General features: G+C 74.2%; 17 protein-coding genes. 7 read left to right on the forward strand and 10 right to left on the reverse strand.

Features of this window, described 5'->3' with window-relative positions; all coding sequences use genetic code 11:
* Window positions 1-170 precede the first annotated feature (170 nt).
* A complete protein-coding gene (locus ACFY32_RS16090; RefSeq protein ID WP_359199159.1) occupies window positions 171-581 on the forward strand; it encodes a helix-turn-helix transcriptional regulator in 411 nt (136 codons plus the stop codon).
* A 49-nt stretch (window positions 582-630) separates the two neighbouring features.
* Here the strand turns inward: ACFY32_RS16090 and ACFY32_RS16095 are convergent, their stop codons facing one another.
* Window positions 631-1,233 carry an ATP-dependent Clp protease proteolytic subunit gene (locus ACFY32_RS16095; RefSeq protein ID WP_359199156.1) on the reverse strand — a complete coding sequence of 201 codons (603 nt, stop codon included), beginning with the start codon at window positions 1,231-1,233 and terminating at the stop codon, window positions 631-633.
* A 2-nt stretch (window positions 1,234-1,235) separates the two neighbouring features.
* The gene (locus ACFY32_RS16100; RefSeq protein ID WP_390674487.1) at window positions 1,236-1,889 is read right to left on the reverse strand and encodes an ATP-dependent Clp protease proteolytic subunit; all 654 of its coding nucleotides are present in this window, start codon (window positions 1,887-1,889) and stop codon (window positions 1,236-1,238) included.
* A 199-nt stretch (window positions 1,890-2,088) separates the two neighbouring features.
* Here ACFY32_RS16100 and ACFY32_RS16105 point away from each other — a divergent pair, with 199 nt between their 5' ends.
* The 3 genes from ACFY32_RS16105 (at window position 2,089) to ACFY32_RS16115 (ending at window position 4,253) form a co-directional block, all read left to right on the forward strand.
* The gene (locus ACFY32_RS16105) at window positions 2,089-2,571 is read left to right on the forward strand and encodes a VOC family protein (protein WP_359199151.1); all 483 of its coding nucleotides are present in this window, start codon (window positions 2,089-2,091) and stop codon (window positions 2,569-2,571) included.
* A gap of 154 nt (window positions 2,572-2,725) precedes the next feature.
* Entirely contained in the window at window positions 2,726-3,523 is a 798-nt protein-coding gene (locus tag ACFY32_RS16110) for a VOC family protein (RefSeq protein ID WP_390674488.1), read from the forward strand.
* 31 nt (window positions 3,524-3,554) lie between these two features.
* A complete protein-coding gene (locus tag ACFY32_RS16115) occupies window positions 3,555-4,253 on the forward strand; it encodes a ribonuclease H (protein ID WP_390674489.1) in 699 nt (232 codons plus the stop codon).
* A 34-nt stretch (window positions 4,254-4,287) separates the two neighbouring features.
* Here ACFY32_RS16115 and ACFY32_RS16120 read toward each other — a convergent pair whose 3' ends face one another.
* The gene (locus tag ACFY32_RS16120) at window positions 4,288-4,737 is read right to left on the reverse strand and encodes an SRPBCC family protein (protein ID WP_359199143.1); all 450 of its coding nucleotides are present in this window, start codon (window positions 4,735-4,737) and stop codon (window positions 4,288-4,290) included.
* A 148-nt stretch (window positions 4,738-4,885) separates the two neighbouring features.
* Between ACFY32_RS16120 and ACFY32_RS16125 the strand changes: the two genes are divergently transcribed.
* Together ACFY32_RS16125 and ACFY32_RS16130 are read left to right on the forward strand one after the other, a co-directional pair.
* Window positions 4,886-6,097, forward strand: a complete 1,212-nt coding sequence (locus ACFY32_RS16125; protein ID WP_390674490.1) for an FAD-dependent monooxygenase — start codon at window positions 4,886-4,888, stop codon at window positions 6,095-6,097.
* A gap of 28 nt (window positions 6,098-6,125) precedes the next feature.
* On the forward strand, window positions 6,126-7,109 hold the full coding sequence (locus tag ACFY32_RS16130) for an aldo/keto reductase (protein ID WP_390674491.1): 984 nt from the start codon (window positions 6,126-6,128) through the stop codon (window positions 7,107-7,109).
* Between the two features lie 15 nt (window positions 7,110-7,124).
* Here the strand turns inward: ACFY32_RS16130 and ACFY32_RS16135 are convergent, their stop codons facing one another.
* Window positions 7,125-7,466, reverse strand: coding sequence for a hypothetical protein (locus tag ACFY32_RS16135; protein WP_390674492.1), 342 nt, complete (start codon window positions 7,464-7,466; stop codon window positions 7,125-7,127).
* A gap of 233 nt (window positions 7,467-7,699) precedes the next feature.
* Between ACFY32_RS16135 and ACFY32_RS16140 the strand changes: the two genes are divergently transcribed.
* Window positions 7,700-8,125, forward strand: coding sequence for a DUF6328 family protein (locus tag ACFY32_RS16140; RefSeq protein WP_359199384.1), 426 nt, complete (start codon window positions 7,700-7,702; stop codon window positions 8,123-8,125).
* Between the two features lie 7 nt (window positions 8,126-8,132).
* Here ACFY32_RS16140 and ACFY32_RS16145 read toward each other — a convergent pair whose 3' ends face one another.
* The 6 genes from ACFY32_RS16145 to ACFY32_RS16170 form a co-directional block, all read right to left on the reverse strand.
* Window positions 8,133-8,561: an SsgA family sporulation/cell division regulator gene (locus tag ACFY32_RS16145; RefSeq protein ID WP_359199132.1), complete on the reverse strand. Its 429-nt coding sequence runs from the start codon at window positions 8,559-8,561 to the stop codon at window positions 8,133-8,135.
* A gap of 114 nt (window positions 8,562-8,675) precedes the next feature.
* On the reverse strand, window positions 8,676-9,653 hold the full coding sequence (locus ACFY32_RS16150; protein ID WP_359199129.1) for an LLM class F420-dependent oxidoreductase: 978 nt from the start codon (window positions 9,651-9,653) through the stop codon (window positions 8,676-8,678).
* Between the two features lie 172 nt (window positions 9,654-9,825).
* On the reverse strand, window positions 9,826-10,785 hold the full coding sequence (locus ACFY32_RS16155) for a threonine/serine dehydratase (RefSeq protein WP_390674493.1): 960 nt from the start codon (window positions 10,783-10,785) through the stop codon (window positions 9,826-9,828).
* Window positions 10,786-10,797: 12 nt separating this feature from the next.
* Window positions 10,798-11,475 (reverse strand): AIM24 family protein, encoded by a 678-nt coding sequence (locus tag ACFY32_RS16160; protein ID WP_359199123.1) that lies wholly within the window; start codon window positions 11,473-11,475, stop codon window positions 10,798-10,800.
* Between the two features lie 54 nt (window positions 11,476-11,529).
* A complete protein-coding gene (locus tag ACFY32_RS16165) occupies window positions 11,530-12,981 on the reverse strand; it encodes a CAP domain-containing protein (protein ID WP_390674494.1) in 1,452 nt (483 codons plus the stop codon).
* A gap of 199 nt (window positions 12,982-13,180) precedes the next feature.
* Window positions 13,181-16,129, reverse strand: coding sequence for an AAA family ATPase (locus ACFY32_RS16170; RefSeq protein WP_390674495.1), 2,949 nt, complete (start codon window positions 16,127-16,129; stop codon window positions 13,181-13,183).
* Between the last annotated feature and the right edge of the window lie 21 nt (window positions 16,130-16,150).

The raw sequence follows: 16,150 nt of genomic DNA on the forward strand, positions 1-16,150 counted from the left end.
CATGACGCGAAAACAGTGACCGCGGGGCCGTCAGACGCCCGCTCTGCCAGGGTATAGGGGCGATGGTCCGGACACACCCGGGGGGCCGCACCGAAACCCCACGGGATTTCCCTCAGGGCGGAACGCCGTCCCCTTTTTCCTTCCGCGCGGCCGCTCCTAGGCTGAGCAGGGTGAGCAGCCAAGCGCCGAACGAAGCCCGCGTCATCCCCTTGCGTCCGCCCGCCCCCGGGCGCTCCGGACCGCCCGCCGCCGCGCCCCGGGAACCGCTCTGGCGCGACCTGGTCGGCGATGTCCTGCGCCGCGAACGCCTCGCCCAGGAACGCACGCTGAAGGAGGTCGCCGAGGCGGCGCGGATCTCCATGCCGTACCTGTCGGAGGTGGAGCGGGGCCGCAAGGAGGCGTCCTCCGAGGTGCTCGCCGCCGCCGCCCGCGCCCTCGGCCTCAACCTGGGCGACCTGCTCGCCCGCGCCCACGGCCAACTGATCCGGACCACCGCCGCCCGGACCACCGCCGCCCGGCCCGGCGTCCCCGGCCGGGGCGCCTCCGGCGCGCGGCACGACGGGCTGTGCCTGGCCGCCTGACGGCACGCGGCCGGCGCCCGGGGGAGACCCGGGGCGCCGGCCCGGCGGTTCAGACCGTCACCAGGCGCCGGCTCAGCACCTCGTCGGCCAGCCCGTACGCCACCGCCTCCGCGGCCGTGAACACCTTGTCGCGGTCCATGTCGGCGCGCAGGGTCCGCACGTCGTGGTGAGTGTGGCGGGCCAGCACCTCCTCGACCTGGGAGCGGATGCGGACCATCTCCTTGGCCTGGAGCGCCAGGTCGGAGACCGTGCCCTGCCGGCCCCCGCTGGCGGGCTGGCCGAGCAGCACCCGCGCGTGCTCCAGCGCGAACCGCCGCCCGGGGTCCCCGCCCGCCAGCAGCACCGCCGCCGTGGACGCCGCCTGGCCGACGCAGAACGTCGAGATCGGGGCCCGGACGAACGTCATCGTGTCGTAGATCGCCATCAGCGAGGTGAACGAGCCGCCGGGCGAGTTGATGTAGATCGAGATCTCGCTCTCCGGGGCCGCCGACTCCAGGTGCAGGAGCTGCGCGATGACCACGTTGGCCACGCCGTCGTCGATCTCGGTGCCGAGGAAGATGATCCGCTCGGACAGCAGCCGGCTGAACACGTCGTAGGACCGCTCGCCGTGCGGGGTGCGCTCGACGACGTTCGGAATCGTGTACGTCCCCATGGTCACAGCCCCATCCGCCGCTTCGGGGCGGTCGGGCGGACGTCCGCGAGGGCGTGCACCACCCGGTCCACCATGCCGTACTCCCTGGCCTCCTCGGCCGTGAACCAGCGGTCCCGGTCGCCGTCCCGGGAGATCGTCTCCGGCGACTGGCCGGTGTGCTCGGCGGTGATCCGCTCGATGGTCCGCTTGGTGAACTCCAGGTTGTCCGCCTGGATCTCGATGTCGGCCGTGGTGCCGCCGATGCCCGCCGACGGCTGGTGCATCATGATCCGCGCGTTCGGCAGGGCGTACCGCTTGCCCTCGGCACCGACACTGAGCAGGAACTGGCCCATGCTGGCGGCGAATCCCATGGCGAGCGTGGCGACGTCGTTGGGGATCAGCCGCATCGTGTCGTAGATCGCGAGGCCCGCGTGGACCGAGCCGCCGGGGGAGTTGATACACAGGGTGATGTCGGTGCGCGGGTCCTCGGCGGACAGGATCAGCAACTGGGCGCAGATCCGGTTGGCGGAGACCTCGTCGACCTGGGTGCCCAGCAGGATGACGCGCTGGGCGAGCAACTGGGCGGCCAGATGGTCGTCGAACCGGGTCGCGGGGGTGTCGCCCTCCTCCGCCCGGGGCAGCGTGGCCGGCACCGGGCCGGTGGTCAGTGGGGACATCGACGCTCCTTCGTCCTCGTACGCGGCGGAAGTGCCGCTGTCCCCACTGTCGGCCGGGACCGGACCCCGCCGGCCCTTTCTCTGCCCGCGGCAGATTCGCCACGGGCAGAGCGGGACCGCCGGGCGCCGGGCCGATGAGTTCCGGGGCGCGCGGCGGTCTACCCCTACGACCGTGCTGGACGACCCAGGAGGAACGCACATGGACACCGCCGGCTTCACCACCTGTCTGTGGTTCGACGACCAGGCAGAGGAGGCGGCCCGCTTCTACGTCTCCGTCTTCGAGAACTCCGGCATCGGCGGGATCAGCCGCTACCCGGAGGGCTCGATGCGCCCCGCCGGGACCGTGATGACCGTCGAGTTCACCGCCAACGGCCAGAAGTTCGTCGCGCTCAACGGCGGGCCGCAGTTCACCTTCACCGAGGCGGTCTCCTTCCAGGTGATGTGCGACACCCAGGAGGAGGTCGACCACTACTGGGCCGCGCTGCGGGAGGGCGGCGGCGAGGAGGGCCCCTGCGGCTGGCTCAAGGACCGCTACGGGCTGTCCTGGCAGATCGTCCCGACCCGGATCAACGAGATGTTCACCGACCCTGACCCCGCGAAGGCGGCGCGCGCCAACAAGGCGATGCTGACGATGCGCAAGCTGGACATCGCCGAGCTGGAGAAGGCGTTCGCCGGGGAGTGAGCGCCGGGCTCCCGGGCGGCGGGGCCGTGTCCGGCGGATCGGGCCGCCGGACACGGGGGGACGTCCGCCGCGCGGGCCCGGGTGCCGGTGACTAGCGTGAGGAAACGGACATCCTTCCTCATTCACCCACTCATCTGTCCGGGAGGCGGCGGTCATGGCCGTACGACCTGAAGGAACCCCTTGCTGGGCCGACGCGATGTTCGGCGACCTGGAGGGAGCCAAGCGTTTCTACGGGGAGGTCCTCGGCTGGACCTTCGGCGGGTCCTCGCCGGAGTTCGGCGACTACACGACCGCCTACCTGGACGGCAGGGCGGTCGCCGCGGTCGTCCCGCCGATGCCGGGGCAGGAGGAGGCGGCCCAGTGGGGCCTGTACTTCGCCACGCCGGACGCCGAGGCGACCGCCGCGCGGGTCCGGGAAGCGGGCGGCGAGGTGGTGCTGGCGCCGATGCGGGTCGGCGACTTCGGCACGATGTGCCTGGCCCGCGACCCCGGCGGGGTCCTCTTCGGCCTGTGGCAGGGCGACACCCACGAGGGGTTCGAGGTGACGGGCGAGCCCGGCGCGTACTGCTGGGCGGAGATCTTCACCCGCGACCCCGCGGCGTCGGACGCGTTCTTCCCGGCGGTCTTCGGCTACCGGGGCGAGCAGATGCGGGACGACGCGGTCGACTTCCGCGTCTTCGGCCTCGGCGGGCAGCCCGTCATCGGCAGGATGGCGATGACGGACGACTTCCCGCCCGAGGTGGGGCCGTACATCAACGTCTACTTCACCGTCGCCGACTGCGACGAGGCCGTCTCCCGCGCCACCGGGCTCGGCGGGGTGCTCCGCTTCGGCCCGGTGGACACGCCGTTCGGCCGGTTCGCGGCGCTCGGCGATCCGCAGGGCGCGAGCTTCTCGGTGATCGACGTCACCACCACGCGGGGCGAGCCGCCGGTGTTCGCCGACGTCTCCTGAGCCCCGCCCGGACGGCCGGCGCGGCCATGGCATGATCGGGCCCATGCGTGAACGTGTTGTGGCCGCGTGCGACGGGGCCTCGAAGGGCAACCCCGGACCGGCCGGCTGGGCCTGGGTCGTCGCCGACGACAGCGAGAGCCCGGCCCGCTGGGAGGCCGGGCCGCTGGGCCGTACCACCAACAACGTCGCCGAACTGACGGCGCTGGAGAAGCTGCTCACGGCCGTCGACCCCGACGTGCCGCTGGAGATCCGCATGGACTCCCAGTACGCCATGAAGGCCGTCACCACCTGGCTGCCGGGCTGGAAGCGCAACAACTGGAAGACGTCCGCGGGCAAGCCGGTCGCCAACCAGGAGCTGGTCGTGCGCATCGACGCCCTGCTCGACGGCCGCTCGGTGGAGTTCCGCTACGTACCCGCCCACCAGGTCGGCGGCGACCGGCTCAACGACTTCGCGGACCGGGCCGCCAGCCAGGCGGCCACCGCCCAGGAACCGGCGGGCAGCGGCCTCGGCTCCCCGGAGCCGCCGCCCGCGCCGGACACCCCGAAGGCCAGGGCACCGCGGCACAAGACCGCCGCCGCCCGGAAGGGCGGCGGCGGCTCGGCGCGGACGATCAAGGCCAAGTTCCCCGGGCGCTGTCTGTGCGGCCGCGCCTACGCGGCCGGCGAGTCCATCGCCAAGAACGCCCAGGGCTGGGGCCATCCGGAGTGCCGTACGGCCGAGGCCGGATAGCCGGAGGCCGGGGGCCCGGGGGAGGGGGGGCGGGTCAGACGGCCCCGCGCCAGCTACCGGTCTCGCGGCCGCGCTGCTCGATGAACTCCTTGAAGCGCTTCAGGTCGCCCTTGGTCTGACGCTGCACGACCCCGAGCTTGTCACCCGCCTTCTCGGCGAGGGTGTCCGGGTGGAAGTCCATCTGGAGCATCACCTTGGTGTGCTCGTCGTCCAGGCGGTGGAAGGTGACGACACCCGCCTGCTTGGCCTCACCGCCGACCGTGGTCCAGGCGACCCGCTCGTCCGGGATCTGCTCCGTGATCTCCGCGTCGAACTCGCGGCGCACACCGTCCACCTTCGTCACCCAGTGGGTGAGCGTGTCGGTGCGCTGCTCGATCCGCTCGACGCCGCTCATGAACTCGGGGAACGACTCGAACTGGGTCCACTGGTTGTACGCGGTGTGGACGGGGACGCCGACCTCGACGGACTCCTCGACCTTCGACATGAGGTACTGCCTCCTTCGGTTCGTGTCTTTCTCGGCTGAGAGGACGCGAGTACCCATGGCCGCCGGGGTGAATCAGCCCTGAATTCGGTGTTCTTGCTGCTAATCTGCGCAGGACCTATGACCGCTTTGCCCATGTACAGGAGAGTGTGTGAAGGTCGTCTGCGTCGGTGGCGGGCCCGCCGGTCTCTACCTCGCGATCCTGCTCAAACGGCAGGACCCCGCCCATGCCATCACCGTCCGCGAACGCAACCCCGAGGGCTCGACCTACGGTTGGGGCGTCACGTACTGGCGCCCGCTGCTCGACCGGCTGCGCGCCCACGACCCCGAATCCGCCCGCGCCGTCGAGGACGCCTCCGTGCGCTGGCGGGACGGTGTCGCCCGGGTACGGGACCTGACGGTCCGTCACCGCGGCGACGAGGGCTTCGGCATCGGCCGGCACAAGCTGCTGGAGATCCTCGCCGACCGGGCCCGCACGCTCGGCGTCCGCCTGGAGTACGCGAGCGAGGCCGGCGGCGCGCGGTTGCCCGACGCCGATCTCGTCGTCGCCGCCGACGGCGCCGGCAGCGCGCTGCGCGCCCGGCACGCCGGCCACTTCGGCACCGAGGTCCGGACCGGCCGCAACCGCTATGTGTGGCTCGGCACCACCAAGGTCTTCGACGCCTTCACTTTCGCCTTCGTGGAGACCGCGCACGGCTGGATCTGGGCCTACGGCTACGGATTCGGCCCCCGGGGCAGCACCGTCGTCGTGGAGTGCGCACCCGGGACCTGGACCGGACTCGGCCTGGACCGGACCGCCCCGGACCGGCAACTCGCCCTGCTGGAGGAATACTTCGCCGACCTGCTCGACGGCCACGGGCTCACCGGGCGCCCCGCGGCCGAGGGCGGCGCTTCCTGGACCGCCTTCCGCACCCTGACCAACCGCACCTGGTCCCGCGGCAACCTGGTGCTGCTCGGCGACGCCGCCCACACCACGCACTACTCCATCGGCGCCGGCACCACCCTCGCGCTGGAGGACGCCATGACCCTGGCCGACGCCCTGCGCGAACCCGCCGCCCTGCCGGACGCCCTCGCCCGCTACGAACACCGGCGCAAGGCGGCCCTGCTGCCGGTCCAGAGCGCGGCCCGCTACAGCGCCCGCTGGTACGAGGACCTGCCGCGCTACCTCGCCCTGCCGCCCGAGCGGATGTTCGCCCTGCTCGGGCAGCGCCACTCGCCCCTGCTGCCGTACCTCCCGCCGGACCTGTACTACCGCCTCGACCGGGCCGCCGGGCATCTGGAGCCGCTGCGCCGCCTCAAACGCAGGCTGGGCCCGCGCCTGGCCCGCGCCCTGCAGGCCAGGGAGCTGGCCGCCCGCGCCTGAGGGGCCCGGCGGATGACAGACTGAGGCCATGGAAGAACGCGCATTCGACAGGTCCGGCCGGCACGCCTCCGTGATCGGCCTGGGCACATGGCAGCTCGGCGCCGACTGGGGAGACATCGACGACAAGGCGGCCCTGGCCGTACTGGAGGCGGCCGCCGAGGCCGGGGTCACCTTCTTCGACACCGCCGACGTCTACGGCGACGGCCGCAGCGAGGAGACCATCGCCACGTTCCTGCGCGGCCGGCCCGACCTGCACGTCATGGTCGCCACCAAGATGGGCCGCCGGGTCGACCAGCTCCCGGAGAACTACGTCCTGGACAACTTCCGAGCCTGGAACGACCGCTCCCGGCGCAACCTCGGCGTCGACGTCATCGACCTGGTCCAGCTCCACTGCCCGCCCACCCCCGTCTACTCCACGGACGAGGTCTTCGACGCCCTGGACACCCTGGTGGCCGAGGAGCGGATCAAGGCGTACGGCGTCAGCGTCGAGACCTGCGCCGAGGCGCTCACCGCGATCGCCCGGCCGGGCGTGGCCAGCGTGCAGATCATCCTCAACCCGTTCCGGATGAAGCCGCTGCGCGAGGTCCTCCCCGCCGCCCGGGAGGCGGGCGTCGGCATCATCGCCCGGGTCCCGCTCGCCTCCGGCCTGCTCTCCGGCAAGTACACCCGCGACACCGTCTTCGCCGCCAACGACCACCGCACCTTCAACCGGCACGGCGAGGCGTTCGACCAGGGCGAGACCTTCTCCGGTGTCGACTTCGCCACGGGCGTCGAGGCCGCCGCCGAGTTCGCGGCGCTCGCCCCCGAGGGATACACCCCGGCCCAGTTGGCGCTGCGCTGGATCGTCCAGCAGCCCGGCGTCACCACGGTCATCCCCGGAGCCCGCTCGCCCGAGCAGGCCCGCGCCAACGCCGAGGCCGCCGAGCTGCCCGAACTGTCCGACGCGACCCTCGCGGCCGTCGCCGATCTGTACGACCGGCGGATCAAGGACCAGGTCGAGGGCCGCTGGTAACGGGGAACCCGCTGGTCACGGCACCAGGAGCAGTTGCCGTTCCTGCTCCTGGTCGCCGGAGGCGGCGCCCTCGTCACGGGTGGAGAAGGCATGGGTGAGCGTCTCGCTCGCCGCCGCCACCGCCTGCGGGCTGCCCTGCACCGTGACGGTCACCGGCGCGGACAGTTGCCCGCCGCGGGCCGTGCCGGACGGCTCCGGGCCGGTCGCGGAGCTGAAGGTGGCCGTACGGATGGTGGCCCGCTCGTCGCCCGGCACCTCGTCCGGCTCGCCGAACACGTCCTGGAGCGCGCGCACCACGGCCCGCGCGTCCTCGATGCCGCCACCGTCGAGTGTCACGGTGAGCTGGGTGTCGGACATTCCTCACGACCTCCTCGAAATCTGTGTCGAAACCGCGGTCCGTGTAACCCTCCGCCGGTGGTCCAAACAACGCCTCACCCGTCACAGCGCCTGACTCCTGGGAACCCGGGCAACAGGAAAGGCCAAGGTGAGGCCACGGCAACCAGGAGGACACGGTGGCGGACAGCGGCACGCAGGAGACGACGGTCAGGCGCCGGGGGCGCAACGAGACCGAGGAGGAGCGCGCCGACCGGATGTGGACGGAGCTGATCCAGGAGGTCCGCGTCGCCCAGATGGGCGTACAGATCCTTTTCGGCTTCCTGCTGACCGTGGTCTTCCAGCCGAAGTACGAGCAACTGTCCGACACCGACCAGCGGATCTACCTGGTCACGGTGGTCCTCGGGGCCTGCGCGACCGGCGCGCTGATAGGCCCGGTCTCCCTGCACCGCCTGGTATCCGGGCGGCGCGTCAAACCGCAGGCGGTGCGGTGGGCGTCGCGGCTCACCGTGCTCGGACTGGTGCTGCTGCTCGCCACCACCACCGCCTCGCTGCTGCTGATCCTGCGGGTCGCCACCCACGACGGGTTCGTGCCCTGGCTGGTCGCGGGTGTCGTCGGCTGGTACCTGCTGTGCTGGTTCGCGCTGCCCCTGTGGACGCGCCACCGGTACACCTCCCGGTAGAGGGGCCTCACTCGGCGCCGGCGATGACCTCCGCGAGGAAGTCGTCGACGCCGGCCTTCTCCTGGCCGGGCGGGACCACCTGGTGGGTGTCGCGCAGGAAGGCGGCGACCGCCGGGGCCCACGCGTACACCACCGCGCGGTGGCGGTCGCCGTCGGCCCGGGGGTCGCCCAAAAACTCCATGCGCAGCTCGTCCCAGACGCCCCGGGACACCGGGCGCAGCCGCACGTCGCCGACGCCGACCGGGCGCAGCAGACCCTCGGCCACCATCTCCCGGTCCAGCGTCCAGCGCGCCAGGACCCGCCCGTCGTGGCTGAAGACGATGCCGAGCGCGAACGGGTCCGCGGCGTCGTACCCCAGGTGGGCGAGGACGGAACAGCGGTCCGTGTCGCCCGCCTGGAGCTGTACGACAAGCGTCTTGTGCACGAGCGAGTTCACGTGAAGGCCTCCGGGACGACGAACCTGCGTAGCCTTCTCCGAGTACCCCGACCTCCCGGAGGATGCTCCGTCGGCCGGGTGACATTCCCGGAACGTTATCGAGCGGGCCCGGCGTCAGGAGCCGCCCAGCGCCTCGCGCAGCGCCGGCAGCAGGGTCTTCTCGGACCAGTCCAGGAAGGCGTGCTGGGAGTCGCCGCCGATCTGCACCAGGGCGACCTCGGTGAATCCGGCCTCCGCGTACGGCCGCACCGCCTCGACGAACGCCTGCGGGTCGTCGCCGCACGGGATCGCCCCGGCCACGTCGTCCGGCGTGACGAACTGGGTGGCCGCCGCGAACGAGTCCGGGTGCGGCAGCTCGGAGTTGACCTTCCAGCCGCTGCCGAACCAGCGGAACTGGGCGTGGGCCCGCTCGATCGCCGTCTCGCGGTCCGGGTCGTACGAGACCGGGAGCTGTCCGACGCGGGGCTTGCCGCTGCCGCCGTGCCGGTCGAAGGACTCCAGCAGCCCCGGCTTCGGCTCGGTGGCGATCACCAGGTCGCCCAGTTCGCCCGCGAGCTTCGCGGACCGCTCGCCGGAGACGGCGATCCCGATGGGCGGCGGGCTGTCCGGCAGGTCCCACAGACGGGCCGACTCCACGTCGAAGTGGGTGCCGTGGTGAGTGACGTGACCGCCGTCGAACAGCGCCCGGATGATCTCCACGGCCTCCCGGAACATCTCGTGCCGCACGTCCACGGACGGCCAGCCGCCGCCCACCACGTGCTCGTTGAGGTTCTCGCCCGAACCCAGCCCCAGCCGGAACCGGCCCTCGGACAGCAACTGCATGGTCGCCGCCTTCTGCGCCACCACCGCCGGGTGGTACCGGAACGTCGGGCACGTCACGTACGTCATCAGCGGGATGCGTGACGTCGCCTGGGCCGCCGCGCCCAGCACGCTCCACGCGTACGGGGAGTGGCCCTGCTCGCGCAGCCACGGGAAGTAGTGGTCGGAGGTCACCGAGAAGTCGAAGCCGACCTCCTCGGCCCGCACCACATGGCCGACCAGTTCACGGGGGCCGGCCTGCTCGGTCATCATCGTGTATCCGATTCGCACCATAACGGACGGGTCCCCGCCCTGACCGGGGGAAAACGGCCCAACGGCAGGGCGCGGCCCTCCCGCGAGCGGGCGCACACCGGGGGAGTGCGCTCCGGCGGGGCAGCGGCCCCGCCCGCCGCCCCCCGGTACGGCCCTGTACGCCCCCGTACGGCCCGTACGCGGCGTACGGCCGTCAGCCCAGTCCGAACCGGGCCGTCCAGGCCGCCACGTCCGCGGCCGACGCGTTGCCCCCGCAGACCACCAGGCCGAGCCGGGCCCCGGGGCCCACCCGCTCGGCCACCCGCCGGGCGGCGGGGAGCAGGCAGCCCGCGGCCGGCTCGGTCCACACCTTCGCGTGCTCGGCCAGCTCCAGCGACCCCCGGACGGCCTCCCGGTCCGGCACCACCAGCACCTCGGTGACCAGCGCCGCCGCATGCTCGTACGTCAGCGCCGAGACGGTCGGGGCGGTGAGCGTGGTGACGATCGACGACACCTCCACCGGCACCGGCCCGCCCGCCGCCAGCGCCCGCGACATCGACTCGGCGCCCTCGGTCTCCACGCCCCAGACCCGTACCTCCGGCCGCAGCGCCCGCAGCGCCGCCGCCACCCCGGCGATCAACCCGCCGCCCCCGATGCTCACCAGCACGTCGGTGAGTTCGCCCGCGTCGGCGGCGAACTCCCGTCCCACGGTGCCCTGGGCGGCGATGACCACCGGGTCGTCGAAGGGGTGCACGGGCGTCAGCCCCTCCTCCCCGAGCCGGGCGGCGAGCGCGAACGCGCTGTCCATGTCGTCGGTCAGCCGCACCGACGCCCCGGCGTCCTCGGCGATCCGCACCGAACGGGCGGGCGCCGCCTGCGGCATCACCACCGTGGCCTTCACATCGAGGGCGGCGGCCATGACCGCCAGGGCGATCCCGTGGTTGCCGCCGCTGACCGCGACCACCCCGGCGGCCCGCTCGGCCTCGCTCAGCGACAGCAGCTTGGCGACCGCGCCGCGCGCCTTGAACGAGCCGGTGCGCTGCAGCAGTTCCAGTTTCGCCGTCACCGGCACCCCGAGCAGTGCCGACAGCCCGGGGCTGGGCACCGTGGGGGTGCGCACGACATGGCCGGCGATGCGCTCGGCGGCGGCTTCGATCTCCGTGATCCCGATCAAGAGCGTGGCCTCTCAGTGCTGCTGTGTCTTCTGCGGCGTGGCCTCGCTCGGCCGCACCACCACGTATCCCTGCCCCTGGAGCATGAGCTGCACGGCCTCCCCGGAACCGCCGCGCAGCATCGAGCCGATGGACTGCGAGCGGTGCAGGGAGGTGTCCAGCCCGGCGGTCCAGCCGACGATCGCGTCGGTGTCGACGTACACCGGGTACTGCGGGGACACCGGGATGACCAGCGGGGTGCCCTCGCAGACCAGGCCCAGGCTGCCCTGGCCGGTGAAGACGCTGTTGAACAGGCCGCCGCCGCTGATGCCGGCGCCCTTGACGGTGGCGATGCGGTACGACAGCGAGGCGTCGAAGCAGAGCACGTTGCGCCCGTTGACGGTGAACTCGTCGCCCGGGTCGACCTGGACGACGAAGACGCTCTGCGCCTCGTGCGCGAACCACGCCTCGCCCTGTCCGCGCACCGCCATCAGGGGCAGCCCCTCGCCGGTGACCGCGCGCTTGAGCATGCCGCCCACGCCCTGGCCCTTGCGCTCGAACTGGAGGTTGCCGCGGTAGGCGACCATGGCGCCCTGCCGGGCCAGCATCTCGCCGTCGACGGCGTAGCGGATGCACTTGGAGTTCTCGACGGTCATGCCCGGCGCCCGCGCGGGCTGCACCATGTGCTCGTGGGAAAAGAGGTCACCCTTCATGAGGGCATCCTTCCCCGGACCCCGTCGTTCCGCCAAGATCGCGTGCGCGGTGGGTCAACCACCGAAGACCTGCGTCCAGTACGTGCCGGCGCGGCCGCCGCCGGCCAGACCGACGCCGATGTGGGTGAAGTCGGGCTTGAGGATGTTGGCGCGGTGCCCCGGACTGTTCATCCAGCCCTCCACGACGTCGGCCGGGGAGCGCTGGCCGCAGGCGATGTTCTCGCCGACCGTGCGGTGCGGGGCGCCGGCGGCGCTCGTCCGGTCCCAGGGCCGGCCGCCGTCGGGGTCGGTGTGCGCGTAGAAGTCGCGGGCCACCATGTCGGCGCTGTGCGCCTGGGCGGCGGCGGTGAGCCGGGGATCGGCGGCCAGCGGCGGCAGCCCCGCGCCGGTCCGCCGCCGGTTGGTGAGGCCGACGACCTCCGCGACCGTGCGGGCCAGGCCGTCCGGGGTGAACGGACCGGCCCACAGCGCCGTCCAGTAGCCGCCGCCCGCCGGCGCGCCGGTGCTGCGGGCCAGCCCGACATGGACGTACGAGGCGTCGCACAGGGTGCGCCGGGCGCCGTCCGTCTCCAGGCAGTACGCCGCCAACTCGCGTGCCGTGCACGGCCCGGAGACCAGGTGTTCGCCGACGGTGAGGTAGGGGTATCCGGCGGCGATGATCCGCTGGTAGACGGAAACCCCGTCCCTGGTCTGCACGCTCAGCGCGCCGGCCCCGGCCATCGCGGCGGCGTGGTCCCGGGCGGCGGCGGTGAGCCGCGGGTCGAACCGCACGGGCGGGGAACCGGCGTCGGCCCGCGCGGAGTTGACCACGTCGAGGAAGGCGCCGGGGTCGGGGACACCGGGCGGGCTCGACGGGGTGTCGGCCGGGTTCGAGGGGAGGCCGGGCGGGCGCGGAGGTACGCCGGACGGGTTCGAGGGCAGGCCGGGCGGGCGCGGCGGTACGCCGGTCGGGTTCGAGGGGAGGCCGGGCGGGCGCGGAGGCACGCCGGGTGGGTTCGGAGCGGTCCCGGGGGTGGTCGTCGGGAGGTCGTCGTCGACCTCCACGCCGAAGTCGCGGGCCAGGCCGGCCAGGCCGTCCGCGTAACCCTGGCCGAGGGCGCGCAGCTTCCACCGGTCGCCGCGCCGGTAGAACTCCGCGAGCAGCAGCACCGTCTCGCGCCCCGGACGCGGGGGAGTGAACCGGGCGAGGACGCGGCCGGCCGCGTCCGTGACCCGCAGGGCGGGCGGGGGCAGGTCGCTCAGCGCGGTGCCGGGCTCGGCGGGGCTGACGGCGACGGTGACCCGGGTGGTGCCGGTGCGCAGCCGCGCCGGGTCGACGGTGAGGACGCCGTCCCGCAGGCGGGCCCCGGGGGCGTCCGGCTGGTTGTAGAAGACGAAGTCGCCGTCGCCGGCCACCTTGCCCCCGTCGTCGGTGATCAGCGCGGACAGATCGAAGGCACCCGCCACCCGCACGCCCACGGGACCGCCGGGCAGCGGCACATTGCCGCCGGGAACCAACTCGCTCATCCTGCCGCCCTGTCGTCGTGGTCCCGCACCGCTGGGGCTGACTGCACAACGCCCGGCGGCACGACGGGGTTCCCCGCCCCGGCGCCCCGCCTCGGCGCACGCCCGCACGCGCGCCCCGGACGGGAGCGCGGGGAACCGCGCGATCCGTCACCCCGAACCGCGACCGCCCCGACGAAGCAGGCCCCCTGCGGCGCACCGCCTACGTCGTGGACGTCCCCTCCGCCGTGCGCGGTTCCGGCACCAGCAGCCCGTCGCGGTGCGCGATGGCCGCCGCCTCCGTGCGGCTGGCCGCGTCCAGCTTGGCGAGGATGTTGGAGACATGGACGCTGGCCGTCTTGGCGCTGATGAACAGCTCCGCGCCGATCTGCCGGTTGCTGCGCCCGAGTGCCAGCAGCTTCAGGACGTCCCGCTCCCGGGGCGTCAGCGCCGAGGCACGCTCCCCGGCGGCCGGCGCGTCGGCGAGCCGGCCGCGGCGCACCAGCGCGTCCACTCGCTCGCGCAGCGGCACCGCGCCCAGTTGCTCGGCGTCGCGCCGCACGGCCGCCGCCTCGGCCGCCGCCTCGGCGCGCCGGCCGGCGCCGAGCAGGGCCTCGGCCAGTCGCAGCCGGCACCGCGCCCGCTCGTAGACGTCCCCGTAGGCGAACGCGGCGACCGCCTTCTCCCAGACCGCCGGGTCGGGCCCGGACACCGCCCGGGTCCACTCGGCCTCGGCCCGCGCCAGCCACGCCTGCCCCTCCGGTCCCTGCGGTACCGCGCTCCGGCCCCGGACGGCCGACTCCCGCGCCCGGCGCACCAGTTCGGTCGCGGTGTCCGCCCAGCGCCGGGCCCCGGCCGCGGCGCCGCTCCGGCGCGCCTCCACGGCCGCGTCGGCGACGGCGGCCAGCGCGAGGGCGGCGAGCCGGACCGTGACGTCGGGCGGGGTGCCCGCGTCGTCGGTGAGCGCCTCGACGGTCGACCGCATCCGGCGCACCGCCTCCTCCGGGTCGCCGCGCAGCGCGGCGGCGTCGGTCAGCACCACGCCCGCGACCAGGGTGCCCAGCCAGTCGAACGGGCCCTGGAGCATCGCCTCGGCGCGGTCGACGGCGCTGAGGTCGCCACGGGCCAGCGCCGCGTACAGCAGGGGCCCGGTCGCGACGAACAGCCGGGTGCCGGGGCCCTCGTCCGGCTCGCTCGGCCCGAAGTCGTCCCAGTGGCCGAGCGTGTACCGCGCCAGCCGCTGGAGGTAGCGCAGCTCGCCCGCGTACGGCGCCTGCAGCAGCCCGGAGCGGCCGGCCCGGTCGAGGCCCTCCGTCACCCAGTCCAGGCAGGTCCGCAGGTCGCCCGCCTCGAACGAGCCGCTGGCCAGGTTGTACAGGGCGCGCAGCTCCACTGGGGTGTTGCAGGACCGCCGCGCCAGGTCCCGGGCCAGCTTCAGCCGCTGCTGCCCGAGCCGGGAGCGCCGGCCGCCGCCGTCCATGCCGGCCAGGGATATCAGCAGGTCGGCGCGGGCGTCGTCGATGCCCAGCGCCTCGGCGGCGGCGAGAGCCCGGTGGGCCACCTCCAGGGCGACGCCGTTCCGGCCGACCTGCCGGGCGGCCAGCACATGGGTGGCCGCCGCCCACACCCAGGTCGCCGACGGCGGGTCGGCGGAGATCAGGGCGAGCGCCTCGCTGCTGTGGGCGAAGGCGGCGGTCAGGCTGTCGACGTCCAGCAGGTTCCCCGCGAGGGTGAACCGCACCCGGGCGGCCAGCTCCAGGTCGGCGTCCCGGTCGAGGCCGGCCAGCGCGGACCGGGTGAGGGAGACCGCGCGGTGCAGTTGCCCGGCGTGGGCCGCGGCGGCGGAGGCGCGCAGGGTGAGCGGCACCAGCGCGGTGCCCCTCGGCCGCCGGTCCGGGTCCACCGCCGACCACAGGTCGAGCGCGGTCTCCAGGTGGCGCAGCTCCTCGGCGGGCGCGCCGACCCGCTCGGCGTGGTCGGCGGCCTCCAGGGAGGCGGCGAGGGCCGCGGCGAGGTCGTGGCTCTCCCGGTGGTGGTGGGCGCGTTCGGCGGCGCTCTCCGGACGGTGGTCGCGGGCGGCCAGCAACCGGGCGAACGCGCCGTGCAGCCGGACCCGTTCCCCGGGGAGGAGATCGGCGTAGACCGCCTCCCGGGCCAGCGCGTGCCGGAAGGCGTACGTGTCGCCGTCGCCAGCGACCAGGAGTTGCCGGCCCACGGCCTCGCGCAGCGCGGCCTCCAGCTCCTCCTCGGGCAGCCCGACGGCGTCCCGGAGCAGGTCGTGACCGACGCGCCGCCCGGCGACGGCGGCGGTCCGCAGCACCTGCTGGGCGGTGTCGGTGAGCTGCTCGAACCGGATCAGCAGGACGTCGGCCAGCGCGCTGGGCACGCCGTCGTCGCCGGGGCCGGTGGCGGCGACCAGTTCCTCCGCGTAGAAGGCGTTGCCCTCGGCGCGCTCGACGATCCGGCGGACCGTGGCCTCCGGCAGCGGGCGGTCCGGCAGGGTGCGCACCAGCCGGGCCACGTCGGCGTCGGGCAGCGGCCGCAGCTCCAGCCGCTCCACGCCGGGCAGTCGGACCAGCTCGGCCAGCAGGGGCCGCAGGGGGTGGCGGCGGTGCAGGTCGTCGGCGCGGTAGGAGGCGAACACCGCGAGCCGGTCCCCGGAGCGCTGGAGCACGCCCCGGCCGAGCAGGAAGCGCAGCAGGTCCCGGGAGGACTGGTCGGCCCAGTGCAGGTCCTCCAGGACCAGCAGCAGCGGCGCGGCCCCGGCCAGCTCGGTGAGCAGCCTGGCGACGCCCTCGAACAGCCGCAGCCGGCCGTCGGGGTCCCGGGCCGCGTCCGGCCCGGCGCCCAGCAGCCTGTCGGCCGCCGGATGGGCGGCGAGGAGGGGAGCGAACCGCTCGTCCGCGGCGAGCACGCCGAGGATCTCGGTGAACGGCAGGTACGGCAGGCCCACGTCGCCGAGGTCGACGCAGTGCCCGGTCAGCACCGTCCGGCCCGCCCCGGCGGCGCGGGCCGCGGCCTCGTCCAGCAGCCGGGTCTTGCCGACCCCGGCGTCCCCGGCGATCAGCACGGCGCGGGCCGCCCCGGCGCGGGCGGGGGCGAGCACGCCGGTGAGCCGGGCGAGTTCGGCTTCCCGGCCGACGAGCGGAGCGGCGAACGAGGTCTGCGACACGCCCCCATCCTGGCACGGGGC

The sequence above is a fragment of the Streptomyces sp. NPDC000134 genome, assembly GCF_042899225.1.
GTDB lineage: Bacteria > Actinomycetota > Actinomycetes > Streptomycetales > Streptomycetaceae > Streptomyces.